The organism is Halobacterium sp. CBA1132 (assembly GCF_001485535.1).
In the GTDB taxonomy this organism is placed as follows: Archaea; Halobacteriota; Halobacteria; order Halobacteriales; family Halobacteriaceae; genus Halobacterium.
Map to the genome: position 1 here is coordinate 1,989,015 of NZ_BCMZ01000001.1, position 23,950 is coordinate 2,012,964.

36 protein-coding genes and 1 tRNA gene are annotated in these 23,950 nt (G+C 67.0%); 9 read left to right on the forward strand and 28 right to left on the reverse strand.

The window, feature by feature from the left end:
• Positions 1-4: 4 nt before the first annotated feature.
• Positions 5-679 (forward strand): phosphate signaling complex protein PhoU, encoded by a 675-nt coding sequence (gene phoU / locus AVZ66_RS10380; RefSeq protein WP_058984700.1) that lies wholly within the window; start codon positions 5-7, stop codon positions 677-679.
• Positions 680-778: 99 nt separating this feature from the next.
• On the opposite strand, the gene secY is transcribed toward phoU, so the two are convergent.
• From secY to AVZ66_RS10505, 25 genes are read right to left on the reverse strand one after another with little or no spacing between them, the layout of a single operon-like run.
• Positions 779-2,257, reverse strand: coding sequence for a preprotein translocase subunit SecY (secY, locus tag AVZ66_RS10385; protein WP_058984011.1), 1,479 nt, complete (start codon positions 2,255-2,257; stop codon positions 779-781).
• Positions 2,258-2,260: 3 nt separating this feature from the next.
• A complete protein-coding gene (locus AVZ66_RS10390; RefSeq protein WP_058984012.1) occupies positions 2,261-2,722 on the reverse strand; it encodes an uL15m family ribosomal protein in 462 nt (153 codons plus the stop codon).
• Positions 2,723-2,724: 2 nt separating this feature from the next.
• Positions 2,725-3,189, reverse strand: coding sequence for a 50S ribosomal protein L30 (gene rpmD, locus AVZ66_RS10395; RefSeq protein ID WP_058984013.1), 465 nt, complete (start codon positions 3,187-3,189; stop codon positions 2,725-2,727).
• Positions 3,189-3,827, reverse strand: coding sequence for a 30S ribosomal protein S5 (locus AVZ66_RS10400; RefSeq protein WP_058984014.1), 639 nt, complete (start codon positions 3,825-3,827; stop codon positions 3,189-3,191). The genes rpmD and AVZ66_RS10400 overlap by 1 nt, the downstream gene beginning before the upstream one ends.
• The gene (locus tag AVZ66_RS10405) at positions 3,824-4,381 is read right to left on the reverse strand and encodes a 50S ribosomal protein L18 (protein ID WP_058984015.1); all 558 of its coding nucleotides are present in this window, start codon (positions 4,379-4,381) and stop codon (positions 3,824-3,826) included. The genes AVZ66_RS10400 and AVZ66_RS10405 overlap by 4 nt, the downstream gene beginning before the upstream one ends.
• Positions 4,381-4,830 carry a 50S ribosomal protein L19e gene (locus AVZ66_RS10410; protein ID WP_058984016.1) on the reverse strand — a complete coding sequence of 150 codons (450 nt, stop codon included), beginning with the start codon at positions 4,828-4,830 and terminating at the stop codon, positions 4,381-4,383. Before AVZ66_RS10410 ends, AVZ66_RS10405 begins: the two co-directional genes overlap by 1 nt.
• Positions 4,827-5,540, reverse strand: a complete 714-nt coding sequence (locus AVZ66_RS10415) for a 50S ribosomal protein L32e (protein WP_058984017.1) — start codon at positions 5,538-5,540, stop codon at positions 4,827-4,829. The genes AVZ66_RS10410 and AVZ66_RS10415 overlap by 4 nt, the downstream gene beginning before the upstream one ends.
• A gap of 3 nt (positions 5,541-5,543) precedes the next feature.
• Complete coding sequence (locus AVZ66_RS10420) at positions 5,544-6,080, reverse strand: 50S ribosomal protein L6 (protein ID WP_058984018.1); 537 nt, start codon at positions 6,078-6,080, stop codon at positions 5,544-5,546.
• A 2-nt stretch (positions 6,081-6,082) separates the two neighbouring features.
• On the reverse strand, positions 6,083-6,475 hold the full coding sequence (locus AVZ66_RS10425; RefSeq protein ID WP_058984019.1) for a 30S ribosomal protein S8: 393 nt from the start codon (positions 6,473-6,475) through the stop codon (positions 6,083-6,085).
• A gap of 2 nt (positions 6,476-6,477) precedes the next feature.
• Positions 6,478-6,633 carry a 30S ribosomal protein S14 gene (locus AVZ66_RS10430; protein ID WP_058984020.1) on the reverse strand — a complete coding sequence of 52 codons (156 nt, stop codon included), beginning with the start codon at positions 6,631-6,633 and terminating at the stop codon, positions 6,478-6,480.
• Positions 6,630-7,154: a 50S ribosomal protein L5 gene (locus AVZ66_RS10435; protein ID WP_058984021.1), complete on the reverse strand. Its 525-nt coding sequence runs from the start codon at positions 7,152-7,154 to the stop codon at positions 6,630-6,632. Before AVZ66_RS10435 ends, AVZ66_RS10430 begins: the two co-directional genes overlap by 4 nt.
• Positions 7,151-7,870 carry a 30S ribosomal protein S4e gene (locus AVZ66_RS10440; RefSeq protein ID WP_058984022.1) on the reverse strand — a complete coding sequence of 240 codons (720 nt, stop codon included), beginning with the start codon at positions 7,868-7,870 and terminating at the stop codon, positions 7,151-7,153. The genes AVZ66_RS10435 and AVZ66_RS10440 overlap by 4 nt, the downstream gene beginning before the upstream one ends.
• A complete protein-coding gene (rplX, locus tag AVZ66_RS10445) occupies positions 7,867-8,223 on the reverse strand; it encodes a 50S ribosomal protein L24 (RefSeq protein ID WP_058984023.1) in 357 nt (118 codons plus the stop codon). Before rplX ends, AVZ66_RS10440 begins: the two co-directional genes overlap by 4 nt.
• Positions 8,224-8,226: 3 nt before the next feature.
• Entirely contained in the window at positions 8,227-8,625 is a 399-nt protein-coding gene (locus AVZ66_RS10450; protein WP_058984024.1) for a 50S ribosomal protein L14, read from the reverse strand.
• Positions 8,625-8,954: a 30S ribosomal protein S17 gene (locus tag AVZ66_RS10455; RefSeq protein WP_058984025.1), complete on the reverse strand. Its 330-nt coding sequence runs from the start codon at positions 8,952-8,954 to the stop codon at positions 8,625-8,627. Before AVZ66_RS10455 ends, AVZ66_RS10450 begins: the two co-directional genes overlap by 1 nt.
• Positions 8,945-9,334 carry a ribonuclease P protein component 1 gene (locus tag AVZ66_RS10460; RefSeq protein ID WP_058984026.1) on the reverse strand — a complete coding sequence of 130 codons (390 nt, stop codon included), beginning with the start codon at positions 9,332-9,334 and terminating at the stop codon, positions 8,945-8,947. The genes AVZ66_RS10455 and AVZ66_RS10460 overlap by 10 nt, the downstream gene beginning before the upstream one ends.
• Position 9,335: 1 nt before the next feature.
• A complete protein-coding gene (rpmC, locus tag AVZ66_RS10465; protein WP_058984027.1) occupies positions 9,336-9,560 on the reverse strand; it encodes a 50S ribosomal protein L29 in 225 nt (74 codons plus the stop codon).
• Positions 9,560-10,519 carry a 30S ribosomal protein S3 gene (locus tag AVZ66_RS10470; protein WP_058984028.1) on the reverse strand — a complete coding sequence of 320 codons (960 nt, stop codon included), beginning with the start codon at positions 10,517-10,519 and terminating at the stop codon, positions 9,560-9,562. The genes rpmC and AVZ66_RS10470 overlap by 1 nt, the downstream gene beginning before the upstream one ends.
• A complete protein-coding gene (locus AVZ66_RS10475) occupies positions 10,519-10,995 on the reverse strand; it encodes a 50S ribosomal protein L22 (protein ID WP_058984029.1) in 477 nt (158 codons plus the stop codon). Before AVZ66_RS10475 ends, AVZ66_RS10470 begins: the two co-directional genes overlap by 1 nt.
• Positions 10,996-10,998: 3 nt before the next feature.
• Positions 10,999-11,421: a 30S ribosomal protein S19 gene (locus AVZ66_RS10480; RefSeq protein ID WP_058984030.1), complete on the reverse strand. Its 423-nt coding sequence runs from the start codon at positions 11,419-11,421 to the stop codon at positions 10,999-11,001.
• A gap of 2 nt (positions 11,422-11,423) precedes the next feature.
• Complete coding sequence (locus AVZ66_RS10485; RefSeq protein ID WP_058984031.1) at positions 11,424-12,146, reverse strand: 50S ribosomal protein L2; 723 nt, start codon at positions 12,144-12,146, stop codon at positions 11,424-11,426.
• A gap of 2 nt (positions 12,147-12,148) precedes the next feature.
• Positions 12,149-12,403, reverse strand: coding sequence for a 50S ribosomal protein L23 (locus AVZ66_RS10490; protein ID WP_058984032.1), 255 nt, complete (start codon positions 12,401-12,403; stop codon positions 12,149-12,151).
• Complete coding sequence (gene rpl4p, locus AVZ66_RS10495; protein WP_058984033.1) at positions 12,400-13,152, reverse strand: 50S ribosomal protein L4; 753 nt, start codon at positions 13,150-13,152, stop codon at positions 12,400-12,402. The genes AVZ66_RS10490 and rpl4p overlap by 4 nt, the downstream gene beginning before the upstream one ends.
• A 2-nt stretch (positions 13,153-13,154) precedes the next feature.
• Complete coding sequence (locus AVZ66_RS10500; RefSeq protein WP_058984034.1) at positions 13,155-14,168, reverse strand: 50S ribosomal protein L3; 1,014 nt, start codon at positions 14,166-14,168, stop codon at positions 13,155-13,157.
• Between the two features lie 4 nt (positions 14,169-14,172).
• Positions 14,173-15,024, reverse strand: a complete 852-nt coding sequence (locus AVZ66_RS10505) for a putative RNA uridine N3 methyltransferase (RefSeq protein WP_058984035.1) — start codon at positions 15,022-15,024, stop codon at positions 14,173-14,175.
• Between the two features lie 291 nt (positions 15,025-15,315).
• Between AVZ66_RS10505 and AVZ66_RS10510 the strand changes: the two genes are divergently transcribed.
• A tRNA-Gly gene (locus AVZ66_RS10510) sits at positions 15,316-15,386 on the forward strand.
• Positions 15,387-15,646: 260 nt separating this feature from the next.
• On the opposite strand, the gene AVZ66_RS16275 is transcribed toward AVZ66_RS10510, so the two are convergent.
• Positions 15,647-15,823 carry a hypothetical protein gene (locus AVZ66_RS16275; protein ID WP_157575648.1) on the reverse strand — a complete coding sequence of 59 codons (177 nt, stop codon included), beginning with the start codon at positions 15,821-15,823 and terminating at the stop codon, positions 15,647-15,649.
• A 221-nt stretch (positions 15,824-16,044) separates the two neighbouring features.
• Between AVZ66_RS16275 and AVZ66_RS10515 the strand changes: the two genes are divergently transcribed.
• From AVZ66_RS10515 to cruF, 6 genes are all read left to right on the forward strand, one after another.
• A complete protein-coding gene (locus AVZ66_RS10515) occupies positions 16,045-17,352 on the forward strand; it encodes an MFS transporter (protein ID WP_058984036.1) in 1,308 nt (435 codons plus the stop codon).
• 43 nt (positions 17,353-17,395) lie between these two features.
• Entirely contained in the window at positions 17,396-17,707 is a 312-nt protein-coding gene (locus AVZ66_RS10520) for an MTH1187 family thiamine-binding protein (protein WP_058984037.1), read from the forward strand.
• Between the two features lie 50 nt (positions 17,708-17,757).
• A complete protein-coding gene (mch, locus tag AVZ66_RS10525; protein ID WP_058984038.1) occupies positions 17,758-18,693 on the forward strand; it encodes a methenyltetrahydromethanopterin cyclohydrolase in 936 nt (311 codons plus the stop codon).
• A 62-nt stretch (positions 18,694-18,755) separates the two neighbouring features.
• The gene (locus tag AVZ66_RS10530) at positions 18,756-20,291 is read left to right on the forward strand and encodes an NAD(P)/FAD-dependent oxidoreductase (protein WP_058984039.1); all 1,536 of its coding nucleotides are present in this window, start codon (positions 18,756-18,758) and stop codon (positions 20,289-20,291) included.
• Entirely contained in the window at positions 20,292-21,119 is an 828-nt protein-coding gene (locus tag AVZ66_RS10535) for a prenyltransferase (protein WP_058984040.1), read from the forward strand.
• Entirely contained in the window at positions 21,112-21,951 is an 840-nt protein-coding gene (gene cruF / locus AVZ66_RS10540; RefSeq protein WP_058984041.1) for a bisanhydrobacterioruberin hydratase, read from the forward strand. Before AVZ66_RS10535 ends, cruF begins: the two co-directional genes overlap by 8 nt.
• On the opposite strand, the gene AVZ66_RS10545 is transcribed toward cruF, so the two are convergent.
• A complete protein-coding gene (locus tag AVZ66_RS10545) occupies positions 21,952-22,920 on the reverse strand; it encodes a phytoene/squalene synthase family protein (RefSeq protein WP_058984042.1) in 969 nt (322 codons plus the stop codon).
• Positions 22,921-23,078: 158 nt separating this feature from the next.
• Here AVZ66_RS10545 and AVZ66_RS10550 point away from each other — a divergent pair, with 158 nt between their 5' ends.
• Positions 23,079-23,561 (forward strand): hypothetical protein, encoded by a 483-nt coding sequence (locus AVZ66_RS10550; protein WP_058984043.1) that lies wholly within the window; start codon positions 23,079-23,081, stop codon positions 23,559-23,561.
• On the opposite strand, the gene AVZ66_RS10555 is transcribed toward AVZ66_RS10550, so the two are convergent.
• A complete protein-coding gene (locus tag AVZ66_RS10555; RefSeq protein WP_058984044.1) occupies positions 23,562-23,930 on the reverse strand; it encodes a hypothetical protein in 369 nt (122 codons plus the stop codon). It lies immediately after the preceding gene.
• Between the last annotated feature and the right edge of the window lie 20 nt (positions 23,931-23,950).

A 23,950-nucleotide genomic window follows, 5' to 3' on the forward strand; every position in this document is an offset into this window, starting at 1 on the left:
TCCCGTGCCACGCGAGGAGTTCCAGCAGTCCCTCGACGACCTCCGTGCCGGCGTCCGCGAGATGGGCGACCTCGTGTTGGGTCGCCTCGACGACAGCCTCGACGCCCTCGAACGAGGTGACGACGACCTCGCGCGCGCCGTCATCCAGGGTGACGACGAGGTCAACGAACGCTACCTCGCGCTGGAGAGCGAGTGCATCGACCTGTTCGCGCTCCAGCAGCCCGTCGCCGGCGACCTCCGGTTCGTCGCCGCGTCGTTCAAGATTCTCACCGACCTCGAACGCGTCGGCGACCTCGCGACGAACTTCGGCCGGTACGCGCTCGCCACCGACGACACCCGACTCGTCGACGTGGACGTCGTCGACGTCGGCCGGGACGCCCGCTCTCTCGTTTCGGACGCCCTCGACGCGTACGCCACCGAGGACGCCGACGCCTGCTACGACATCGCCGCCCGCGACGACGAGGTCGACGCGCTCTGTCAGGCCGCAAGCGAGCGCGTCGTCCGCGACCTCATCGAGCGCGAAGCCGGCGACGACCCCTGGCGGACCGAAGCGCTGATGGACGACGTCTCCCGGCTACTGTTGACGATTCGCGACGTCGAACGCGTCGCCGACCACGCCGTCAACGTCGCGGCGCGCACGCTGTACGCCGTCGAGAGCGACCCGGAACTCGTCTACTGACCGCGCTCTCGTTTTGGCTGTCGCTGGCCCGTAAACACAAAAAATGGTCGTCGAAGTCGACGCGAGCGGTGGACCGCCCACCGAGTGTCCGGTGCGAACTCAGTCGCCGCCGCCGAACATCTCCCGCATCATCGGGTGCATCTCCATCATCTGCTCTTCGGCAATCTCCTCGTAGAGCTTGTACGTGATAGAGATTGTCAGCAGCAGGCCCGTCCCGCTGATGTTCCCGATAGTTCCGAGCATGTTCGCCATCACCGCCAGCAGCCCGACGAGCGCGCCGCCGAGCACGGTGACCTGCGGGATGTACCGCTCGAGGACCTTCTCGATGACCCCGAGGTTCTTCCGGAACCCGGGAATCTGCATCCCCGAGTTCTGAATCTGTTTCGCGGTGGCCTTCGGTCCCATATCCGTCGTCTCCACCCAGAAGATGGCGAAGACGGCGCCGCCGACGATCATGAACGTCAGGTCGACACCGATGCGAATCATGATCTGCCACGGCTCGATGGTCGCCGGCGTACTGCCGAGCCACCACATCCAGCTCTCGCGGCTGTATATCGGCGAGAGGTAGTAGAATATCCCGCTGATAGCGGTGCCGCCATCGTTGTAGACTCCGAGCCACGACGGAATGCCGACCGTCGAGTTCAGAATCTGCCCGATGAACTGGATGTTCGCCTGCAGCGCGCGAACGAGGATCATCGGCAGGACGCTCGCGTAGATGAGCTTCACGGGGAACCGACCGCGCGCGCCCTTCACGCGTGCGTGGCTCAACGGAATCTCGACGCGAACGCTCTCGGCGTACACGACGGTGACGTAGATGAGCAGCGTCGTGAACAATCCGAGGATGCCGCCCTGGATGAGCAGGTACGAGATCCCGTCCATCGAGAGTATCGGCGGGATGCCCGAGACGTTACCCAGCGCCAGCGAGATCCAGTTCGGGATGAGTCCCTGGTTCGGGAACTGTCCCTCCCAGAAGATCAGCCCGCCGACGAGGCTCTGGCTCACGCCCGCCACGATGAACAGGCCGATACCGGAGCCGACGCCCCACTTCGAGATGACCTCGTCCATGAACAGCAGGAGAATGCCACCGGTGGCAATCTGGGCGAACAACAGCAGCTGCACGCCCAGCTCCCCGACGCCGAGCGACTGCGCGAGCGCCGCGCTAGGCTGGAGGAAGTTCCCGAAGAACACCATCGGGATGCCCGTCAGGAAGATCATCACGATCACCAGCATCTTCTGGAGACCCTGATAGATCGCCTGATCGCGGGGGTCGTTAGTGTCCAGACCCAGCAGGTTCGCGCCACCGAGCAGCTGCAAGACGATGCTCCCGGTGACGATGGGACCGATGCCGAGTTGCAGCACTGTACCCTGACCACCGGCGAGCAGGCTCCGGAACTGTCCGAAGAGGTCCTGGCTCGCGCCGGTGTCGAGCCCCCAGAGCGTGACGTTCGTCAGGAAGAAGTACAGGACGAGCACGCCGGCCGTCCAGTACATCTTCCGGCGGAACGGCACGTGTCCTTCCGGACGCTGCACTGCGGGCATCCGCGTGAGGACCGGTGCGGCAGTCTCCTTCCATCCCATGGGTTACTCCTCGCTGTCCTCGGTGCCGCGCTCGGAGACGACGGCGTCGCCGCCCTCGCTCTCGATGAGGTCGACGGCGCCCGCGGAGAACGCGTCCGCCGTCACTTCGAGCTGTTCGTGGACCTGTCCGCCACCGAGCACCTTCACCACGTCGGCCTCCCAGCCGTCCTCGGCGACGTCACGGGCGTCGATGCGGTAGCCGTACTCCGTCTCCTCGGCGACCCCATCTTCGGCGAACAACGCGATGTCCTCGTCGAGCTTCTGGACGGACACCTCGCGGACGTCGCGGTCGGTCTTCTCCGGGCGCTTGAAGCCGGACTTGCCGACGTCTTCGTAGTTGTGTTGCTCGTGCTTCTTGCGGCCCGCGCGACCGCGGCCACCGCGGTTACCGGCGCCGCGCCGGTTCTTGTGTGTGCCGCCGCCGTGCGTGCGGGAGCCGCGTTGTCGTCGTTTCTTGCTCGTCATGGTTAGTGCATGTCGGTGAGGAGGTCGTCGATCTCCTCGGTGGTGTGTTTGCCGAGCTGGCCGCCGTCGCTGACCGGCTTCTTGATGCCGTCGTGGCCGCCACGCGGCGGGTGCAGGCGCAGCGCGGGCGCCAGTCCGGACTCGCGGAGCGTCGTCTCCTCGTCGAGGAGCGCGCCCGCGAGGTCGTCGACGTCGTCGTAGTCGGTGTTCTCGGCGACCCACTCGTCGTCGACGTCCGCCGAACCCGTCTCGGGCTCGCCGCGGGCTTCGATGAGGTCCGCGAGCACGTCGCGGCTCGGTTCCCCGAACGCGACGAAGTCGTTGACCTTCGCGACCATCCCGTCGTAGGCGTCCGTCTCGGGGACGAGCGCGCAGTGGTTGACGCTGTGGATGTTCAGCATCTCGAACGTGTCCACGACGTCCTCGCTGATGTTGACCTCGCCGCGCAGTTGGACGACTGCCTGCATCACTCGATCACCTCACGCTGCTCGTGGGCGTGCTGGGGGACGCGGGCTTCCGCGGTCTTCCGGAGCGCGTTGAACGTCGCCTTCGCGAAGTTCACGGTCGTCCGGGTCTTCCCCGAGGAGCGCGTCCACACGTCCTCGATGCCTGCGAGCTCGAGGACGTGGCGCACGGTCTCGCCGCCCGCGAGGCCGAGGCCACGCGGCGCGGGAATCAGTTCGACCTCGACGCTCCCGGCCTGTCCGGTCGTCTTGAGCGCGACGGTGTGGGGGCGCCCACAGCCACACTCCCAAGACCCACAGCCGCGGGAGACGTCGATGATGTTCAGTTTCGCGACCTCGATCGCCTTCTGGATGGCGCCGCCGACCTGGTCGTCGCGGCCCTCCGCGTAGCCGACGTAGCCGTCGCGGTTACCGACGACGACCACGCAGCGGAACTTCACGCGTCGACCGGAGTCGGTCATGCGCTGGACCATGTTGATGTCCAGCACTTCGTCGTCGAGTCCCGGCAGCAGGTTGTCGACGATCTCCGGCTCCTTGAGCGGGAGTCCGCTGTCGAGGGCGTCGGACATCGAATCGATGTCGCCGTCCTTGACGAGGCGACCCAGGCGTGTCTTCGGTTCCCAGGTGTCGTTGTAGCTCATTCGTTGTCCTCCAAGATGGCCTCCCGCACTTCGTCGAAGTGCTCGGGAAGCTCCGTTGCGTCGAACTCGCCGCCGTACAGCGGCTCGTCGAGAGACTCGGCGTACTCCGCGATGTGTTCGCCGCGCGTCCGCGACCAGTCCGCGAGGACCGAGTCGTTGTGCGGGACGTCGAGGCCGGCGTCGATCGCGCCCTCTTGGATTGCGAACACCTTCGAACCCGGCGTCGCGGTGTTGAGGCCGATGTCGAGGACGGCCTCGTCAGCGTCCGAGTCCTTTGCGCGAACTCCGGCGAGCAGCCCCGTCAGGTACGCTGCCGGCAGGTTCCCCGTGGGAGCCTCCCAGCCGTACTCGGCGAGGTCGCTGGAGTGTGCGCTCGCGATTGTTTCGTCGCCGTCGGGGCCGGTAACGACCAGCTGCGCCGTGACGTGCTTGTTGCTCTTCCGAGCAACGAGCCGAGGTTTCCCTGACTTCAGGAGGCGCAACCTCTGATGGTAGTCGGTCCGGACCTCGCGGCGGCGCCGCATCGGCACCTTATATCGTGGTCCTGTCGCCATTAGCTATCACCGTAGTGTTCTTCGACGTAGTTCTGGAGGCGTCGGACACTGTCGAACTCGCCACCGTTGGCCATGTTGTACAGTTTCCGGTACTGACTCTGGGTGATGGACCCTTCGTCACGGAGTTCCCGGAGCGTCCGCCGCTGCGCGCGAATCCGACCCATGTACGACTCCTTGTCGTTCTGCCGAGCGCCCGACTTCCCCTTGCGGGAACCGGGGCCCTTCTGGTGGCCGTAGGCCTTCTTCTCGTCGCGCTCTCGTGCGCGACCGCGCGAATTTCCGCTCTTTTCCTCTGCCGCAATCGTCCCTTCGTCGACGAGCTCGCGGATGTCCTCGCGGGTAATCGCGTCCGCGATTTCCGCCTGCGCTTCGGGGTCGAACCAGACGCGGTTCTTCCCGACGTCGAGGACGTCGGCCGCGAGCCGCTTCTGTGCGCTCAGGTCGCTCATTGGTCAACCTCCACTTCGACGTAGGTCGGATTCAGGACGCGGATGCCCGCCTCTTCGGCCTGCTCCTCGATGCGTTCGCGCTTGCGTGCGCCAACCTTCGAGGCGATGCGGGCTGCCTCCGTGTCCGGGTCGATCTGGTCGAGGTCGTCCGCGTTGTGCACGCGAACTTCCTCGAAGCCGCTGGGGTGCTTGCCGCGGATTGCTTCCGGCGTCCGGAAGCCAGCCTCGACTTTGTCACCCTTGCCCTTCACGCCGCGGCGCTGCTTGGACAGCGTGCCCTTCGGGCGGCGCCACGACGACGGCGTGCGCTTCTTCTTGTGGTAGTCCTGCCGGTTGAACTGCGGTTTGCCCTCGCGACGGCGCTTGTTCAGCAAGCGCTGCTCGTTGTCGCTGAGGTCCGGCGTCTTCTCGGTGAGGCCGCGGGGACGGAGCTCCGTCTCCACTTCCTCCTCGGCTGCTTCCTCTTCGGGTTCGGCTTCCTCGACTTCGGCTTCGGTCTCCGCTTCGACTTCTAGACCGCCGACGTCGGCTTTGATGCGCGCTGCGAGCGCGTTGCCGATGCCGGAGACGTCCGCGAGTTCGCTCTGGCTGGCTGCCCGCATGTCCTCGACGGACTCGTAGCCGGCCTCGCGGAGCGCTTCTGCCTTCGAGGGACCGACGCCCGAGATGTCCTCCAGCGTCTCTGGCGTGTCAGTTTCTTCTTCTGCCATCTATCAGGCACCTCCCTTCGTGGGTTTCTCGACGATGTACACGCCGTCCTGGAACACGCGCGTGTCCTTGTCGGTGACGCGCGTCAGCTGTTCGATGTCGGCCGCCGTCTGGCCGACGTCCTCGATACTCGGGCCTCGGAGTGTCACTTCTTCGCCGTCCACCGTGACGTCGGTGTCGCCGCGGACGGGCGTCCGTCGCGGCGCCTTCTCGCCGAGGAAGTTCTGGATGACGACTTCCTCGCCCTCGACTTCCACCTGCATCGGGAAGTGAGAGTAGTGGACTTCGAGCTGGTACTCCCAGCCCTCGGTGACGCCGTGGAACATGTTCTCCACGTGGCTCTCGAACGTACCGACCGTCGAGAGCGTCTTCGCGTCGTCGACGTCGCTGGCCACGACGACGGCGTCGTCCTCGACGGAGACGCTGACGTCCGGGTACCAGAGGCGGCGCGACACGGACCCTTCGGGGCCTTCGACGGTGAGGTCGAGGTGGTCGACCTCCGCCGTCACGTCGTCCGGAATTTCGATTTCGACTCGTGCCATGATTAGTATACGTACGCGATCACTTGGCCACCGATGCCCTTCTCGCGGGCCTCGTAGTGGCTCATGATGCCGTGGCTCGTCGTGACGACGAGCGCGCCGTAGTCACGGGCGGGGAGATAGCGCTTCTCCCACTTCTCGTACCCGTCGGCTGCCACGGAGTACCGTGGGTTCACGGGGCCACACTCGTTGATGGCACCTTTCAGTTCGACCTCGAACTTGCCGGCCTTCCCGTCGTCGACGAACTCGAAGCCGTCGATATACCCGCGGTCGTAGAAGACCTCGAGGACGGAGCCGACCATGTTGGAGGCGGGCTCTACTGTGTGCGTGAGGTGCCCGACGCTCTCGGCGTTATCGATGCCGGAGACTGCGTCGGACAGGGGGTCGTTTGCCGTCATTGTTAGCTGTACTTCTTGAAGCCCATCGAGCGGGCAATCTCCCGGAAGCACTGTCGACAGAGCCAGATGTCGTACTTGCCGACGAGGCCCTGCTTGCGGCCACAGCGCCGGCACTCGTGTGTCTGGCCCGTCTCTTCTGCTTGTTCGCTCTCGCTCATTCGTTGACCTCCACGTCGAAGTTCGCTTCGAGGAACGCGACCGCGTCCTCGGGGTTGAGTCGGTGGTTCGACGGAATCTGTCGGCTGACCTGGTCGCGCTTCGCGACCCGGTAACCCGGGCGCACGAGGTTCACGGTCACGTCGAGGCCGTAGATTCCGATGTCGGGGTCGTACTCCTGACTCGGGAAGTCGGTGTGCTCTTCGATACCGAAGCTCACGTTCCCCGTGTCGTCGAACTGGCGTTCGGCCAGGTCGACTGTGGGGAGCGCGCGGTCGAGGAAGTCGTACGCGTCCTCGCCGCGAAGCGTGACCTTCGCGCCAATCGGGTCGCCCTCGCGGATACCGAACTCGGGTTCGGTGCGCTTGGCGGTGGTCCGGACCGTCTGCTGGCCCGTGACTTCCTCGAGGATGTTCTCCGCGTTCTGGAGGTCGACACCACCCTGACCGACGCCCATGTGGGCGACGACCTTCTCGATGCGCGGCTCGCGCATCTCGTGGAAGTCGGCTTCAGACTCGCTCATTCACCATCACCCGGGAGTTCGGCGTCGTCCTCGACGAACTGCTCGTCGATGACGACGACGTACTCTTCGACCGTCTCGAAGCTCCCGTCTGCGGTCTCCACGTAGACGGTGTTCTGAGCGCTGCCCGGCTGCACCGAAATCTCGTCGATGCGGCCGATGTCGCCGGCGTGCTGGCCCGCAACTGCGGTGACCAGCGCGCCCTCACCGTACTCGAAGTGAGCGACGATGTCGTTGGACTCGTTGTCAACGACGATGGAGTCCTTCCCGCTGTAGACATCCTCGTCGACGAGCAGGTTCGTGCCGTCGTGGAGGTTCAGCTGGGACTTCCCGTCGGAGACGGTGGTCTTGTCCTCGACCTTGCTGAGCTTGCTGTCCGCCGCATCTGCTTCGATGGGCGTCAGCCCGAGTCGCCCCCCTTCGTCGGGGAAGACACGGTAGTGTTCGTCGCGCTCGGGGAACGCCAGGATGTCGAACATCCCGATGGGGCGGTTGACGTCGCCGACCGAGGCACCGTTGACGAGCACGCCGTCGATGTTGATGGCGTACTGCGCTTCGCTGGTGTCGTCGACGTAGCCCAGGACGTCCCGGAGCACGACGACGAGCGGTACGCCCGATTCGCCGTGCGGACCGGCCCCGGCCTTCGCGGTGAACGTCTCCGTCTTCCGCTCGACCGGCCAGGACTTCGGTACCGAGAGTCGCTTCTGGTGGTTCGTCATTCGTTGTCACCTTCGAGCCGCGCGGCGCGCACGTCGTCTTCGAGGTCGAGTTCGGTGACGCGGAGGTTGCTGGCGTCCATCGGCTTCGGCAGCTCCTCGCCGTCCGCCTTCTCGACGGTGACGTCCTCCACGCGAACCGTCTCGTCGCGGAGGTCGACATCGACGACTTCGCCGGTCTCGCCGGCGTCGTCGCCGCGCATCACTTCGACGGTGTCACCGACGTTGACGCGAACGCGTCGCTGGTCGTACTCCTCTCGGAGGTCGTCGGACAGCGTCGCGTGCACCTGCTTCTGTCGCTCGTGAAGCGGCGCGCGCTCCGTGCGGTTTCGCTGTTTGTGTGGTTGTTCGCTCATGTTCTATACAATCATCGTCGCGGTACTCGCGATGGTACCGTACCGTTCCGCCACTTCGCGCGAAATCGGACCCTTGATCTCGGTCCCGCGAGGCTCACCGAGGTCGTCGATGATGACCGCGGCGTTGTCCTCGAACTTCACGCGCGTGCCGTCGGGCCGTCGGATGGGCTTGCGCTGGCGCACGACGACCGCTTCGAGGACCTGGCGACGCATCTCCGGCGTCCCCTTGGTCACCGAGACGGTGATCGTGTCGCCGAGCCCGGCCTTCGGGTGGCGGTTCTTGGTTCCTTGATACCCTTTGACGCTCGTGATCTTGAGCTCGCGTGCGCCAGTGTTGTCGGCGCAGTTGATGAGCGAGCCCTTCTCCAGGCCCTGCGTGACGTCTGCCTTGATGGCTTCCATCAGGCGTCACCTCCGTCGGTGACTTCGACGACCACGTGGGATTTGGTCTTCGAGAGCGGTCGGGTTTCTGCGATACTGACCGTGTCGCCAACCTCAACGTCGAGGCAGTCCGGCTGGTGAGCCGGGACGCGCGACCGCCGCTTCATGTAGCGGTCGTACTTCGGCACGAATACGTCGTATTCGCGCTCGACGACGATGGTCTTGTCCATGTCGGTGGAAGCCACTTCGCCCTCGAGAATCTGACCGCGCACGGACAGCGATCCGTGGAACGGGCAGTCCTCGTGGGAGCACGTGCCTTCCGGTTCTGTTACGTTCAGTCCTATCGCCATTTCGAATCAACTCCGGTTTCGGAGCGTGTAGCGGGTCGTGAGAGCAACGCGACCCCATCCACCGTAACGTAGGCCGCGCCCTCGCCAGTGGTTTGGCTCTCGCCACCTGCAGGTTGAGACGCGGTCCCGGCGTCCTTCGCGGACGCCGCAGCTTCATCTGTGAGTCGGAACTCGAATGTAGCCCCCCGCTTGGGGACCTGTTTGACGCCCGAGGCTTTCTCCGAGGAGCGTGGCTCCTCGCTGTCGAAGACGAGCGTCCGCATCGTCTCGCGGACGATCTCGCCCTCGATGCCGACCCGTGACGGGTCGGTGGACTCGACGACCCGCGCGTGCAGGCCGACGAGTTCGTGTCGAGGCAGTGTCTCGGGCGTCACCGTCATTTTACTCGCTCTCCGCTTCCGCTTCGAGGTCGCCTTCCTCGCGCTGAATCGTCTTGATTCGCGCGACCGTGCGACGGAGTTCGCCGATGCGGCCCGGGTTGTCCGGGGCGCCGCCAGCGGCCTTCACGGCCTTGGCGTTCAGCAGCTCCGTCTCGATTTCTTCCAGCTCTGCGTCCCGTTCCGCGGGGGTCATGTCCCGAATCTCTTCGGTGTGGAGAATCGCCATTATTCCTCACCCTCCTCGGAATCGGACTCGTCTTCGTCGGCTTCCATCTCCTCGAGGAGTTCCTCGGCGGTCTCCTCGGCCTCGCTGTCGACCTCGTCGAACTCTTCGACGTCCTCGGCGAGTTCGTCGAGGTCCTCCTCGACGTCACCGTCGGCGTCCGGCGGCGAGGTCGGCGACGAGCCTTCCTCGGCGTCGAGGTCTTCCTCGACGATTTCCTCGACTGCAGCCTCGTCGGCCGCGTCGGTCTCCGCCGCGTCCTCGGGCGCCTCGCCCTCGGCCTCGGCGTCTTCGCCTTCGCCTTCGAGGAGCTCTTCGAGTTCCTCGCCGGCTTCCTCCTCGTCGACGACGAGGTCCTCGATGTCCGCGTCCTCCTGGATCTCGAAGTCGTCGGGGAGCTTCGCGTTCGGCGGGATGATCTTGACGCTGACACCGATGGTGCCGAGCTTCATCACCGCGACGCCCTTGCCGTGGTCGACGATCTCCTCGGCGGGCTCGCCGTTGTGCTTGATGTAGCCGCGGTTGAACTTCTCGACGCGGCCGCGGTTGCCGGTGACCTTCCCGCTGAGGACGATTTCGGCGCCGAGTGCGCCGGCGTCCATGATGCGGTCGATGGTCGTGTGTCCGGCCTTCCGGAAGTACCAGCCGCGTTCGAGCGCGTTCGCGAGGCGGTCCGCGACGATCTGTGCGTTGAGGTCCGGTTCGTCGACCTCCTGCACGTCGATCTGCGGGTCCTCGAGGTCGAAGCGCTCCTCGAGCTGCGTTGTGATCTTCCGGATGTTCTTCCCGCCCTTGCCGATGACCATCCCGGGCTTCTCGGCCTTGAGGACGATCTGCATGCCCATCGGGGTGGGAGCGAGTTCCATGCCGCCGTAGCCGGCGCGAGCCAGCTCTTCGGCGAAGAACTCGTCGATTTGGGAGCGCTGGAGGCCCTGCTCGATGAACTCCATCTCGTCGGCCATTATGCGCTCACCTCCTCGGCGTCGGGTTCGGCGACCACGAGTTCGACGTCACAGAGGGTCGTGTTCCACGGGTCCGCCTTCCCCATCGCGCGGGGTTTGCGGCCGCGGCTCTCGTCGACCTTGTGGGGTGCGACGTGTTCGATGACCATCTGGTCGGCGTCGAAGCCCTGCTGGTCGGCGTTGTTCGCCACGTTGTCGAGGAGCTTCTGGAAGTCCTTCGAGGCCTTCTCCGGGTACCGTCCGGCGTCCCAGCCTTCGATGTCGTTCCGGTGACCGACGCCGCTGTTGTGCTGCTTGAACGGCACGGACTGCTCCTCGTTGATGACGGCGTCGAGGTACTCGTGTGCCTCGGCGACCGTCTTGCCCTTGATTTCGCGGGCGATGGCTTTGCTGTGCTTCAGGCTGATGGAACGCTCTCGGAGCATCGCTTTCGCGGTGGTCTCCGGGTCCGTGTCCACGCTGTAGCTGATTCCCATGGGTTATTTGAGCGGCACGAACTTCGAGGAGCGGGTCGCGCCGATGCCCGCCTGCCCGTGTTCGACCGACGTCCGGGTGAGCTGGAACTCGCCGAGGTAGTGCCCGAGCATCTCGGGCTGAATCTCGACGCGCTCGAACTCCTGTCCGGTGTACACTGCGAACGTCAGCCCGATGAACTCCGGCAGCACCGGCATGTCGCGCAGGTGCGTGCGGATGGGGTTGTTTGCCGTCTCTTCGGGCTTCGATTCGCGGGCTTCTTCGAGCACCTTCTGGTGTTCGTCGGAGAGCCCACGGGTGATGGTTCGCCGCTGGCGTGCGGGGAGCAGTTCCGCGACTTCGTCCAGACTCATCTCCTGGAGTTCGTCGAGGTCGTAGCCGCGGTAGGTGAACTCACCCTCGCGGCCGGTTCGGTATTCCGTACTCATGGTTACTTGTTGCCTCCGCGGCCGGTGCGTTTGGAGGCGATGTCGCCGACTTTCCGGCCCGGCGGCGCGTTACGGGAGACGCTCTTCGGTCGGCCGGGGTGCTGGCGGCCACCGCCACCGAACGGGTGGTCGACGGCGTTCATCGCAACACCACGGACGATGGGCCACTTGCCGCCGCGGGTCTTCATCTTGTGGTGTTTGTTGCCTGCCTTCACGAACGGCTTGTCCGTGCGACCGCCACCGGCGACGACGCCGATGGTGGCACGACAATCCGGGGAGAGGCGCTTGACTTCGCCGCTGGGCAGCTGCACGACGGCGGCGTCGCGCTCGTGCGTGACGAGGTCGGCGTTGACCCCGCTCGCGCGAGCGAACTTGCCGCCGTCGCCAGGCTGACTCTCGACGTTACAGATGGGCACGCCCTCGGGAATCTCGCCGAGCGGCAGCGTGTTGCCCTCCTCGATGGACGCCGAGATACCGACTTCGAGGGTGTCGCCGACTGCGACGCCCTCGCTGGCGAGCACGAGGCGCTGGTCGCCGTCCTCGAACTCGACGTTCGCGACCGGCGCGCTGCGAGCGGGGTCGTGTTCGATGTCCACGACTTCGCCCGAGAGCACGTCGGTGTCCTCGGTCTTACGGTGCGAGAGCTCTGCTTTGTACCGGTGGGACGGCGCGCGGAACGTCGACGTACCGCGGCCGCGCCGTTGGCCTTGAATTCTTCGTCCCATGTTCAGAACACCCCGATGCGGGAGGCGACATCCTGCGCGTCGTCGTCCTCCGAGAGGGTGACGGTCGCCTTCTTCTCGGCTTCCGGCGTGATCTGTGTGTTCACGTTCGTGACCGTCACTTCGTACTGCGCTTCGATGGCGTCACGAATCTCGGGTTTGGCGGCGTCGATGTCGACGACGAACTGGAGCTTGTTTCCGAAGTCCATCTCGTCCATCGCCTTCTCGGTCACGATGGGGTAGTCGATGATGCCGCTCATCGGTCGGCCACCTCCTCGACGGCGCTCTCCGTCCAGAGCGTGAGTCGGCCGGGCTCGGCGCCCGGAGCGAGGTCCTCTGCGTTGACTTCGCGGCCCGTCGCGACGTCGACACCAGCGAGGTTCCGTGCCGCCTTCGACGGCCCGGCTTCGCTGGAGGTCACGACCAGCAGCGACGAGGGCTCCTGGTACTTCCGGCCGCGGAGTGTCCCCTGGCCGGCGCGGACGTTGCGTCCGTCGTCGGCGCGCTCGACGTCCGTGTGGACGCCGACCGCTTCGAGGAACGCCACGACTTCCTGCGTCTTCACGAGGTCCTCGAAGTCGTCGCTGACGACCAGCGGGAGCTCGGTGTCGTCGTCGAACGCGTGACCGCGCTCGGCGACAACGTCGGTGTCCGTGGTCGCCGCGATGGCGCTCCGAACGGCCGCCTTCCGCTCCTTGTCGTTGACGTCGAGGCCGGGGTCTTTCTCGGCTTTCGGCGGGTGCGCTTTGCGACCGCCGACGGTCTGCGGGACGCGCGCGCCACGGCCTTCCGTCTTCGGGACGTGAGCCATGCCGCGTCCGCTACCGTGGGACTCGGCGGAAGTGCGCAGGCCCGCGTACTCGTCGGAGCCGTGCTTCTGGGTTCGGTTGGCCTGAGCGGCGAGGACGGCACGCTTGACGAGGTCTGGTCGGACGGGTTCCGAGAACACGTCCGGCAGGTCGAGCGTTCCGGCGTCGTCGCCGTTCAGGTCGCGTACAGTTGCCTGCATAGTTATCCTTGGTTAGATTCGGTGCTCACGTAGCGCACCTCGGGGTCGAGGCGCGGCGACTCGCTCGGCCGGACGGCCGGGCGGAATCGCACGAGGCGCTGCTCCGGACCGGGCACCGAGCCCTTCACGAGCGTGTAGTTGCCGTCGACTTCGCCGTAGTTCGGGAAGCCGCCGGCCGCACTCACGGCCTCGTCGTCGCCGTCACCGAAGTCGATGACGCGCTTGTTGAGTTCGGTGCGCTGGTGGTAGCCTGTCTGCCCGAGCTGCGGAACCGTCGAACGGACACGAGACGGATTCCACGGGCCGAGGTTCCCGATGCGGCGCCGCCAGCCCTGGCGAGCGTGCTTGCCTTTCCGCTTCTGCACGCCCCAGCGCTTGACGGGGCCTTGGGTACCCTTGCCCTTCGTGACGCCGGCGACGTCGGTGAACTCGCCGGCACGGAAGACGTCGCCGAACTCGTGTTCGCCGCCGTCGTCGAGGAGGTCCGCTGCGAAGTCGACGCGCTCCTGGAGGGAGCCGCCGCCGACGCGCGTCTCCATGATGTCGGGCTGTTTCTTCGGAACGCTCGAGAGTTCGCCGGGAACCGTGTGGGTGACCACACGGACGTCGGCGATGTCTTCGGATTCGAGCGCTTCGGTCAATTCGTCTGTCTCTCCGCCCGTTTCCGGGACGGAGAGCGCGCGGTCGAGAGACTCGTGGGTGTCGTCGGCCCAGACTTCCGTGAGCGGCTTCTTGCCGTACGGCGTGTCTTCGTAGAGGCGGACGGCCGCCGCCCGCATGGGCGGCGTTTCGACGACGGTGACGGGCACGGTCGTCTCCATGCCCTCCGTCGGCGCGTTCGCCTTGTCGTCGACGAGGACGACGTGGGTCATGCCGGCTTTGTAGCCAGCGAAGCCCTGAAGGCCAACTTGGCCGTCGTTGTCGGGCCACGAGTTGAAGCGCGGTACTTCACTCTCCGCGCGCTTGCGGGGACTGAACCCCATCGAGCCTTTGCGTGGTCGGTTTGGCTGTGGCATCGTATCACTCCGTGAGCGTCAGGCAGCCGAGGGAGGCGAACATTGCTTCTTCAGTTCGCACGACCCCGCTGCCCTGATCGGGGATGGTGTTGAGCCAGGCGTCGAATCGCGCGGGTGCGTCGGTAGATGGGTCGGCGACCGCCTCGCTGACCTCGTCTCCGGTGAGCCCGAGCATGGGCGGAAGCCCGCGTTCGGGCGCACCGAAGGCGACGGTCAGTCCGTCCCGGGCGGCGCGTTCGACGTACCCCCCGAGGGACGCCGCGGAAAGCGGCGTCCCGTGGCGAGAGGTGGCGATTCGAACGCCCGCATCGGGTCGGTCGAGAGCGTCACCGAGGCCCGTGCGTTCGACCGAGAACCCCGGGAGGGGTTCGTCGACCAGTTTCGCACGGACCGGTCGTCGCGAAGAGACCCTGATGGTCACGCGCTCCCCCTCCGTGAGCCTCATACCGGGAGGCGTTTGGAGCGAGATTGGGTGTTGCATTCCGCAATTGACCCGAACGCGCCCTTCAGATCCGACCTGGGTCACGATTCCCTGTCGTAACGACCCAGACCCGCTCGAGTCTGAGCCGGTCCATGACGAGAGACGGAGCGGCGGCAGGACACCGGCGTACTCCAGTTCGTCGCGCGTGTCGAAGGCCTCCTTTCGGAGGTATGGTGGCGTCGCGGCGTACCGCAACACCGTTTCGACGAACCCGCCGCCCCACTTCCGCTCGCCGTCTTCGTCGGGGAAGACGACGAGTCGGTCCATCCGGAACACCGCCGCCGCGCGGGCGACGTAACCGAGCTTGCGAGTTGCCTCGCGTTTGTCCTCGGCTTCCCGGACGAGGGACGACGGCACGAGTGCGCTGCGTGTCATGCCGTGTCGCGTCCGTGTCTCGTCACGAGACTGTAGCGTAGATACCGACGCCTCCGGTAAAAGGGTGGCGTTTCCCATTCCACCCTGTGAGTGCGTTTCACGCCCGTCTACGGCCGAATACGTGTGCGAAGCGTTCGCACTCACTACGGGCCGCGATCTCGTTCTTCTTTGCGCGCACGCGACCCTGGAACCCGATGCGGGCAGTAGTCTGTCGGTCCCTCTCACGGCGGGTCGCAAAGAACGGATTTATATGTCACCCCGTCGTTCGTTCGAATGCGAACGAAGGCACGCGCGCTGGTAGTGTAGTGGTATCACGTGACCTTGCCATGGTCACAACCTGGGTTCAAATCCCAGCCAGCGCACTTCTCCTCTAACGCTCGCCGCTGAGCGATACGTGTGTCGCTCAGCGTGGGATGTGCGGCGTGAAGCGTATGGGATTTGAGCCTGCGAGTCGCAGCCCGCGCAGCCGAGCGTTGCGGGCGAGCAGGAACGTCTCGCATTGTTCAAATCCCAGCCAGCGCACTTCTCCCGTTCACCACGACCGACAGCCCTGGTGCTGTCGGTCGGCCGGTATTCTCGTCGCTGCTGACTTGACGAGTGCGGCACTTGACGCCGCACTCGCCTACAGGCGGTCACGGAGCGTAGAGACGACAGCGACGCCGACGGCGAGGACGGCGATACCGAACGCGACGGGGTTGGTGGTGCCGTCACCGAATCGCCAGCCGAGGGCGACGTAGCCGACGACGCCGACGAGGCACGCCAGCACCGCCACGAGCGTGACGACGCGATTGCGTTCCATACCCGAGTGTTCGACAGGTTGTCACTTGAATGGTGGTGACGACTCTCGTGCCACGAACCTATCAATTTCAGTACTTCAAATTCGTTCACCAGTTCAGGTTCGTCGGCAGGCTCGAAGTCCTCGGTTGCGGGGTTGTACGGTGATTCGAGTACCCACTGTGGGGTTGGTAATCACAGACGCGGAGGATATATGTCTGATTAGAATAACAGTCGGATGTCCCCATGAGCCGCCTGTCGAAGGACGCGGTCATCCGGCGGTACTACCTCTACCGGGCGACCGCGCGACCGAACTTCCACTACCCCGTCTACACGCTGTTCCTCCTGTTCAACGGGCTGTCGCTCCCGCAGATCGGGCTCATCGCGACCATTCAGTCCGTCGTGGTCGTCGCCGGCGAGATTCCGACCGGCTACGTCGGCGACCGCATCGGCCGGCGGAACAGCCTCGCCGTCGGCGGACTCCTGATGCTCGTCTCGAACGCCAGCTACCTCGTCGCCACCGACTTCGTCGGCTTCACCGCCACGTTCGTGCTGTTGTCCTTCGGCGGGACGTTCCTCTCCGGGAGCGGGAGCGCGTGGCTCTACGACACCCTCAAGGAACACGACATCGAGGACGACTTCACGAACGTCTCCGCGCGCTCGCGCGCGCTCTCCCGCTGGGTGCAGGTCGTCACCATCCCCATCGGCGGCGTCCTCTACTCCATCAACCACTTCTATCCGTTCTACGCGGGCGTCGCCGCCGCGGCGTTGAGTCTGGTGTTGGTGTTGCGACTGCCGAAGAACCGGATGTACGACGACAGCGTGTCCGCCGACGACCTCGCGGACGACGAAGACGACGACCGACTCACCATCGTGGACGCGCTCCCCATCATCCGCGACCAGTTGCGCGCGCCCGACCTCCGGTGGTTCGTCGTCTACCTCGCGCTCATCGCGGGCGCCATCTTCACGATGGACATGTGGATTCAGCCCATCGCCCAAGAGTCCCTGCGCGCGTCGTTCGGCCCGACGCTGGAGGCGTGGGGGCTCACTGAGGGCGTCATCCTCGGCCTGTTGTACGCGGCGTTCACGCTCATCGGCGCCGTCGCCAGCGACTACGCGGGCGACATCGAGGAACTGGTCGGCGTCCGCACGGCGATGATGGTGATTCCCGCGGCTATCGCGGTCTCGTACGTGCTCGCCGGCGTGTGGGCGGTGCTGGCGTTCCCGATGTTCTTCGTGATGAAGGGCGGGAGCGCGGTCACCGGTCCCATCCAGAACCGCTACATCAACGACCAAGTGCAGTCGGTCGGCCGCGCCACCCTGCTGTCGTCGGTGAACATGCTCCGGCAGGTCGCGGGCATCCCGTTCCGCGTCGGCAGCGGCATCCTCGCGGGGATGTTCACGAGCATCCGCGCCGTCGCCATCCTCGGCGGTATCTTCCTCGTGGTGTCGTTCGTCCTCTGGACGGTCGTGCCGCCCGTGAGCGCGGAGTACGAGCCGCCCGACGCGGCCGGCGCGGGCGGCGCGGGCGCGGCCGACGCCGCCGAGGACTGACCGCGTCGCTGCCGCTAAGTAGTGGCCCAACCCAGTACGGGTCGTGACAGTCATCGCACTTCTCAGCGTCGCACCAGTCATCGAAGAGAGCATGGCCGGCGACGTGGCCGACGCCGTCGCCGCGCTCGACGACTTCGACGTCACCTACGAGACGAACCCGATGGGGACGGTCATCGAAGCCGAGGATGTCGACACGCTGCTGGACGCGGTCGGCGCCGCCCACAAGGCCGTCGAGGGCGACCGCGTGAGCACGTTCCTGAAAATCGACGACAAGCGCAACAGCGACCAGACCGCCCGCGAGAAGGTCGACGCCGTCGAGCACGAACTCGGCCGCGAGGCCCGGTCGGACCGCTGAGCGCGCTTGGACTGAGAACCCTCTTGTGTCGGGGCGCCGAATCCAGCGGCATGGACAGCCTCAATCGGATGGCGCTGGAGCTCGCCGACGAAGCCCTCGAATTCACCGAGGAGTTGGATGTCGGCGCGTTCGAGTTGGACAACGGCGCGACGGTCATCGACTTCGGCGTCGAGCACCGCGGCGGCCTCGAAGCCGGCCTGCTGCTGGCGGAACTCCAGACCGCGGGCTTGGCGACCGTGCAGACGCGCGTCGACGACGTCGCGGGCGCGACGTTCCCCCACGTCGAACTCGCCTGCGACCGCCCCGCGGTCGCCTTGCTGGGGGCGCAGAAGGCGGGTTGGGAGCTCAGCGTCGACGACTACGAGGGACTCGGCAGCGGCCCCGCTCGCGCGCTGGTCGCCCGCGAGGGCGAGTACGAGGCCATCGACTACGTGGACGCCTTCGAGTTCGCGGTGCTGGCCTTGGAGAGCGACGCGTACCCCACCGAGGCCGCCGCCGAGCAGGTCGCTGACCTCGCGGACGTGAACACGGAGAGCGTCTACCTGCCCGCGTACCGCACCGCGAGCGTCGCCGGCAGCGTCACCGCCGCGGCGCGCGCCGCCGAACTCGCGCTGTTCCGCCTCTACGAACTCGGCTACGACCCGACGAACGTCCTCACGGCGTCCGGGAGCGCGCCCGTCGCGCCCGGCGCGGGCGACGAGGAGGAAGCCATCGGCCGCACGAACGACGCGCTCGCGTACGGCGGCCGCGTCCACCTCACGGTCACCGAGGACTTCGACGAGTTCGAGGCGGTGCCGTCCTCGGCGGCCGACCGCTACGGGAAGCCGTTCGCGGACATCTTCGCGGACGCCGACTGGGACGCCAGCGCCGTCGACGAGGGCGTCTTCGGCCCCGCGCAGGTCACCATCGACGTCACGGGCGGCCCGACGTACGCGCTCGGCGATGTCCACGAGGACCTGCTCGCTGACGGATTCAACATCGCGTAGCGCCAGGGGACAGACCCACCGGAGGGCGGCGTTTTATCTTCCGTGCGACCCACGTTACGGGCATGAACGCCCTGTCGGGTCAGTCGGTCGCCGTCGTCGGCGCGGGCTTCGGCGGCCTGTCGACCGCGTGCTACCTCGCGGACGCGGGCGCCGACGTGACCGTCGTCGAGAAGAACGAGCAGGTCGGCGGGCGCGCGAGCGCGCTCGAACGCGACGGCTTCACCTTCGACATGGGGCCGTCGTGGTACCTGATGCCGGACGTCTTCGAGCGGTTCTTCGCGGACTTCGGGACGGAGCCCTCGGACTACTACTCGCTGGAGCGCCTCGACCCCCACTACCGCATCTTCTTCAAGGACAACGCGGGCCGCCGCCCGGGCCGCGACGCGCCCGGCCTCGACGTGAACGCGGACGGCGACGTGGTCGACGTGACGCCGGACCGCGAGCAAGTCAAGGAGGTGTTCGACGCCTACGAGCCCGGCGCGGGCGAGAAACTGGACGACTACCTCGCGCAAGCGAAGGAGAACTACGAGGTGGGGATGGAGCACTTCGTCTACGAGGACCGCCCGCGGGTGCGGGACTGGCTGGACCCGGACCTCGCGGAGTACGCGCGCGGCCTGACGCTGCTGGGGTCGATGCAGGACCACGTTGAGAACTACTTCGACCACCCGAAACTCCAGCAGATAATGCAGTACACGCTGGTGTTCCTCGGCGGCGCGCCGAACACGACGCCCGCGCTGTACAACCTGATGAGTCACGTCGACTTCAACCTCGGCGTCTACTACCCCGAGGGCGGCATGTCCGGGGTCGCGGACTCCATCGCCGAACTCGCAGGGGAGTTGGGCGTGGAGTTCCGCACGAACCACCCCGTAGAGAAGATTCACGGCTACCGCGGCGGGTTCAAGGTCGAAACGGGCGGCGAGACGGACGTGCTCGCGGACGTGGTGGTCTCGGACGCCGACTACGCCCACACCGAGCAGGCGCTGCTCCCGCCGGAGAAGCGCCAGTACGACGCCGACTACTGGGAGTCCCGGACGTACGCGCCGTCGGCGTTCCTGCTGTATCTCGGCGTGGAGGGCGACGTCGAACCGCTCGCCCACCACACGCTCGTCCTCCCCTCGGACTGGGAGGAGCACTTCGGCCAGATTTTCGACGACCCGCAGTGGCCCGACGACCCCGCGTACTACCTCTGCGTGCCCTCGAAGACCGACGACGAAGTGGCGCCCGACGGCCACAGCAACCTCTTCGCGCTCGTCCCCGTCGCGCCCGGTCTCGACGACACCGCCGAGGTCCGCGACGAGTACCGGAACCTCGTGCTCGACGACATCGCAGCGAACACGGGCGTCGACCTGCGGGACCGAATCGTCGTCGAGGAGCGGTTCTCCGTGTCGGAGTTCGCCGACCGCTACAACAGCTATCGCGGGACGGCACTCGGCCTCGCGCACACGCTCCGGCAGACGTCGCTGTTCCGGCCGCCTCACCGCTCGGACGCGCTCGACGGCCTCTACTTCACGGGGTCGTTCACGACGCCCGGCATCGGCGTGCCGATGTGTCTCATCAGCGGCGAAATCACGGCCGACTACGTCGTCGACGACGCGTAGATGCTGCGCTACCTGTTCGTCCTCTCGCGGCCGCGCTTCTGGTTGTACCTCGCCGGCCCCGTCGTCGTCGGCGTCGCGTACGCCGCCGAGACCGCCCCAGAGTTGTTCTCGGCGCCCGCAGTCGCGCTGTTCGCGTACTTCCTCGTGCCCGCGAACGTCTTCCTGTACGGCGTCAACGACGTCTTCGACCGCGACGTCGACGAGGTGAACCCGAAGAAAGACGACAAGGAGGCGCGGTTCCGAGGCGGCCGCGCCGTCTCGGCGGTCGTCGTCGCCTCCGGGCTGCTACTCGTCCCGGTCGCGGCCGTCCTGCCGGCGGTGGCGTACCCGTGGCTCGTCGCGTGGGCGCTGCTCGCCGTCGAATACAGCGCGCCGCCGCTGCGCTTCAAGACGACGCCGCTGCTGGACTCCCTCTCGAACGGCCTCTACGTCCTCCCGGGCGCGGCCGCGTACGCCGCCGTCGCGGGCCACCACCCGCCGCTGCTCGCGGTCGCTGGCGGCTGGCTGTGGGCGATGGGGATGCACACGTTCTCCGCGATTCCGGACATCGAACCCGACCGCGAAGCCAACATTACGACCACCGCCACCGCGCTCGGCGAGCGCCGCACGTACGCCTACTGCGCGGCCTGCTGGCTCGCGTCGGCCGCCGTCTTCGCCGCCGTCGACTGGCGCCTCGGCGCGGTCCTGCTCTCGTACCCCGCGCTCGTCGCGGGCATCGTCGCTGTCGACGTGGCCGTCGACCGCGCGTACTGGTGGTTCCCATTCGTGAACACCGTCGTCGGCGCCGCGCTCACGCTCGGCGCGCTCTGGAGGCTCACGAATGTCTGAGGCCTCCACGCGCGCCCGCGTCGAGGCCCGGCTCGACGAACTCGTCGCCGGGCACCGCTTCGAAATCGCGGTCGTGTTCCCCGTCGTCGGCGCCGTCCTCCTGCTCGCCTCGGCGTGGGGGTGGCTCCCCGAGCCGCTGGCGTTCAACCCCTACCTCGTGCTCGCGGGCGTCGCCGTGATGCGTCTCCCTCTGGTCGCGGGGTTGCTCCCGCTCGTCGACCGGAAGGCGGCCGTCGCCGTGCTGGCGCTCGTCGCGTACGCGTTCGCCATCGAGTTCGTCGGCGTCGCGACCGGCTGGCCGTACGGCCACTTCGAGTACCTCGTCGAGCTCGGGCCGATGCTCGCGGGCAGCGTCCCGCTCGGCCTCCCGGTGTTCTTCCTGCCGCTGGTCGTCAACAGCTACCTCCTCGTCCTCCTGTTGTTCGGGCGCCACACCCGCCGCGCGGTCGTCCGCCTGCCCGCCGTGGCCGCGGTCGTCGTCTGGATGGACGTCGTCCTCGACCCCGGCGCGGTCGCGCTCGGCTTCTGGGCGTACGGCACGGGCGGCGCGTACTACGGCGTCCCGCTGTCGAACTACCTCGGCTGGGTGCTCTCGGCGACCGTCTCCGTCGCCGTCCTCGACTGGGGGTTCGACCGCGCCGCGCTCCGCGACCGCCTCACGCAGTGTCCGTTCTTCCTCGACGACCTCGTGAGCTTCGTGCTGCTGTGGGGCGCGGTGAACCTCGCGTTCGGCCAACTCGTCCCCGCGCTGGCGGCGGGGCTGCTCGGCGTCGCGCTCGTAGAAACGGACCGCTTCGACTTCAGCGTGCTCCGCCGGAACCCCGCGCGGTAGCTACGGCGCGGGGTGGGGGTCGCCGTGGCCGCGCCGGTGGTCGCCTGACGACGCGATGCAGCTCACGCGGTAGAACACGTACTCGGGGTCCTCGTAGAACGCCCACAGCGCTCGCGTCTTCGCCAGCAGCCAGAGCTTCCGCGTCGTCGAGAGGCTCGGCGTCTCCGTGAGCACGTCGTAGCCCCGGTTCCGAATCTCGCGGTGGTGGTCGGCGTACAGCACCGCGGACAGCAACACCGCGAACTGGCAGTCCTCGGGCAGGTACTTGATGCCCGCGACGCCCTCCCGGTACTTCGTCTCCGTGCGCGCCAACTCCGCGCGCATCGCGTCCCGGAACCCCGACGTGACCTCGGCGCGGCGCAACTGCTCGACGGTGACGTCGTGCTCGCGGCGCGTCTCCCCGGGGAGGTAGACGCGGTCGTAGTCGCGGACGTCCTCGCGGACGTCCCGGAGGAAGTTGCTCAACTGGAACGCCTCCGCGAGCGCCGCCGCGTGCGGGGCCGCCGCCTCGGGGTCCTCGACCTCCATGATGGCGACCATCATGTTCCCGACGGCGACCGCAGACCCCCGCATGTACGCCCCCAACTCCTCGTGGGTCTGGTAGCGCGTCTCTTCGAGGTCCGTGAGCATCGCGTCGACGAAGATGTTCACGTCCTCGTCGGGGATGTCGTGGCGCTCGGCGAGTTCGCGGAACGCCGCCAGCACGTCGGTCGTCTCGGCGTCGAGGCGCTCGGTGTCGGCGTCCTCTCCGAGCGCGGCCGCGCGAATCGCCTCCAGTTCCGCGCGCTGGGCGGCGGAGTCGCGGTCCTCGGTCGTGTCCACGACGTCGTCGGCGACGCGGAAGAACGCGTACAGGACGTACGTCGCGTGGCGCACGCGCTCAGGGAGCAGGCGCGTCGCTACGTGGAACGTCTTACCCGTCCGCTGCTGTATCGCCTTGCTCGTCGATATTTGGGTGCTGTCGACCATGTGTGGGGGCCAGATGCGGCACTCCGGCGCGTGCAGCTCCCGGCGGTGCTACTATCCTGTTAGGTGTGAACAATCAAAAAACACGGTGTCGGCAGCGACCCCCGCCGGCTCTGCGACGGTGTCGCCGAACTCAAGGCCGTCCGCGCCCGACTGTCGGTATGCAGCGCAAACCCGTTCCGGCGGCGCCGGCGTCGCTGTCCCGCCTCCGCGAGGTTCGCGACGCCGCTCCGCTGGTCCCCGAGTCCGAGGACGACTGCTGTCGGCGACTCGTCGAGCGTGCGGGCGTCGAGGACCGCGGGGCGGCGTCGGCGTGGCTCGTCTTCCTGACCGCGCTCGGCGCCGTCGAGGAGACGGACCTCGGGTACGCTCGCGTCCGAGCGGACCGCGACCGCGCGACGCTCGCGGCGAACTTCCGCGAGAACGTCTTCCTCGCGCCCGAAGTCATCGACGCGCTCGGCGACGACCCTCGGACCCCCGAGGAAGTCTTCGAGGCCGTCCGCGAGCGCGTGCCGCGCTGGGAGCGAACGAAACGCCAAGACTGGGAGGGGTTCTGGACCGAGCGCGTCGAGCGCCGCCTCGACTGGGCGGTGTTGCTCGGTCTCGCCGAGCGCGCCGACGGCGGCTACCGGCGCGCGGACTGACTACCCCTCGTACGCCGCGGTGCGCGTGTAGAACGCAAACTGTCCCGCCAGCACGCCGAGCGCGGCGACGCCCGCGGCGGCTATCGGGCCGTCGTAGCCGCTCGTGACCGCGAAGTACGCCGCGGCGAGACCGACGACGAGCGTCGCGCCCGCCGCAATCGCGCCGTCGACAATCTGTTCGGTGCTGGTGTGGTCGGCGTCGTAGGCGTCGCGGTCGAGGCGCGCGCTCGTGCGGACGAGCGACGGCGTCCCCGCCGCCAGTCCGACCGCGAGCGCGTACGGCGTCGCCACGGACAGCGAGAGTCCGCCGGCGATTGTCGCGGCGGCGACCACGCCGACGAGGAATTCGAGAGTGCGGCGGCTGACCATGCCCGCGCTTCGCCCCGAGG

Bases quoted from the DNA above. Each gene is read 5' to 3' on its own strand.
- cruF (WP_058984041.1), top strand. From the start codon at position 21,112: ATGTCTGAGGCCTCCACGCGCGCCCGCGTCGAGGCCCGGCTCGACGAA.
- AVZ66_RS10450 (WP_058984024.1), bottom strand. From the start codon at position 8,625: ATGGAAGCCATCAAGGCAGACGTCACGCAGGGCCTGGAGAAGGGCTCG.
- AVZ66_RS10460 (WP_058984026.1), bottom strand. From the start codon at position 9,334: ATGACGGTGACGCCCGAGACACTGCCTCGACACGAACTCGTCGGCCTG.
- AVZ66_RS10515 (WP_058984036.1), top strand. From the start codon at position 16,045: ATGAGCCGCCTGTCGAAGGACGCGGTCATCCGGCGGTACTACCTCTAC.
- AVZ66_RS10420 (WP_058984018.1), bottom strand. From the start codon at position 6,080: ATGGCACGAGTCGAAATCGAAATTCCGGACGACGTGACGGCGGAGGTC.
- AVZ66_RS10485 (WP_058984031.1), bottom strand. From the start codon at position 12,146: ATGGGACGAAGAATTCAAGGCCAACGGCGCGGCCGCGGTACGTCGACG.
- AVZ66_RS10550 (WP_058984043.1), top strand. From the start codon at position 23,079: ATGCAGCGCAAACCCGTTCCGGCGGCGCCGGCGTCGCTGTCCCGCCTC.
- AVZ66_RS10400 (WP_058984014.1), bottom strand. From the start codon at position 3,827: ATGAGCTACAACGACACCTGGGAACCGAAGACACGCCTGGGTCGCCTC.
- AVZ66_RS10435 (WP_058984021.1), bottom strand. From the start codon at position 7,154: ATGAGCGAGTCTGAAGCCGACTTCCACGAGATGCGCGAGCCGCGCATC.
- AVZ66_RS16275 (WP_157575648.1), bottom strand. From the start codon at position 15,823: ATGGAACGCAATCGCGTCGTCACGCTCGTGGCGGTGCTGGCGTGCCTC.
- AVZ66_RS10430 (WP_058984020.1), bottom strand. From the start codon at position 6,633: ATGAGCGAGAGCGAACAAGCAGAAGAGACGGGCCAGACACACGAGTGC.
- AVZ66_RS10470 (WP_058984028.1), bottom strand. From the start codon at position 10,519: ATGGCCGACGAGATGGAGTTCATCGAGCAGGGCCTCCAGCGCTCCCAA.
- AVZ66_RS10555 (WP_058984044.1), bottom strand. From the start codon at position 23,930: ATGGTCAGCCGCCGCACTCTCGAATTCCTCGTCGGCGTGGTCGCCGCC.
- mch (WP_058984038.1), top strand. From the start codon at position 17,758: ATGGACAGCCTCAATCGGATGGCGCTGGAGCTCGCCGACGAAGCCCTC.
- AVZ66_RS10405 (WP_058984015.1), bottom strand. From the start codon at position 4,381: ATGGCGACAGGACCACGATATAAGGTGCCGATGCGGCGCCGCCGCGAG.
- AVZ66_RS10535 (WP_058984040.1), top strand. From the start codon at position 20,292: ATGCTGCGCTACCTGTTCGTCCTCTCGCGGCCGCGCTTCTGGTTGTAC.
- AVZ66_RS10500 (WP_058984034.1), bottom strand. From the start codon at position 14,168: ATGCCACAGCCAAACCGACCACGCAAAGGCTCGATGGGGTTCAGTCCC.
- AVZ66_RS10440 (WP_058984022.1), bottom strand. From the start codon at position 7,870: ATGACGAACCACCAGAAGCGACTCTCGGTACCGAAGTCCTGGCCGGTC.
- AVZ66_RS10490 (WP_058984032.1), bottom strand. From the start codon at position 12,403: ATGAGCGGCATCATCGACTACCCCATCGTGACCGAGAAGGCGATGGAC.
- AVZ66_RS10545 (WP_058984042.1), bottom strand. From the start codon at position 22,920: ATGGTCGACAGCACCCAAATATCGACGAGCAAGGCGATACAGCAGCGG.
- AVZ66_RS10410 (WP_058984016.1), bottom strand. From the start codon at position 4,830: ATGAGCGACCTGAGCGCACAGAAGCGGCTCGCGGCCGACGTCCTCGAC.
- rplX (WP_058984023.1), bottom strand. From the start codon at position 8,223: ATGAGCGAACAACCACACAAACAGCGAAACCGCACGGAGCGCGCGCCG.
- rpmC (WP_058984027.1), bottom strand. From the start codon at position 9,560: ATGGCGATTCTCCACACCGAAGAGATTCGGGACATGACCCCCGCGGAA.
- rpl4p (WP_058984033.1), bottom strand. From the start codon at position 13,152: ATGCAGGCAACTGTACGCGACCTGAACGGCGACGACGCCGGAACGCTC.
- AVZ66_RS10475 (WP_058984029.1), bottom strand. From the start codon at position 10,995: ATGGGAATCAGCTACAGCGTGGACACGGACCCGGAGACCACCGCGAAA.
- AVZ66_RS10480 (WP_058984030.1), bottom strand. From the start codon at position 11,421: ATGAGTACGGAATACCGAACCGGCCGCGAGGGTGAGTTCACCTACCGC.
- AVZ66_RS10530 (WP_058984039.1), top strand. From the start codon at position 18,756: ATGAACGCCCTGTCGGGTCAGTCGGTCGCCGTCGTCGGCGCGGGCTTC.
- AVZ66_RS10390 (WP_058984012.1), bottom strand. From the start codon at position 2,722: ATGACGAGCAAGAAACGACGACAACGCGGCTCCCGCACGCACGGCGGC.
- rpmD (WP_058984013.1), bottom strand. From the start codon at position 3,189: ATGCAGGCAGTCGTCCAACTGCGCGGCGAGGTCAACATCAGCGAGGAC.
- AVZ66_RS10425 (WP_058984019.1), bottom strand. From the start codon at position 6,475: ATGACGGCAAACGACCCCCTGTCCGACGCAGTCTCCGGCATCGATAAC.
- AVZ66_RS10505 (WP_058984035.1), bottom strand. From the start codon at position 15,024: ATGACACGCAGCGCACTCGTGCCGTCGTCCCTCGTCCGGGAAGCCGAG.
- AVZ66_RS10455 (WP_058984025.1), bottom strand. From the start codon at position 8,954: ATGGCGATAGGACTGAACGTAACAGAACCGGAAGGCACGTGCTCCCAC.
- AVZ66_RS10415 (WP_058984017.1), bottom strand. From the start codon at position 5,540: ATGGCAGAAGAAGAAACTGACACGCCAGAGACGCTGGAGGACATCTCG.
- secY (WP_058984011.1), bottom strand. From the start codon at position 2,257: ATGGGATGGAAGGAGACTGCCGCACCGGTCCTCACGCGGATGCCCGCA.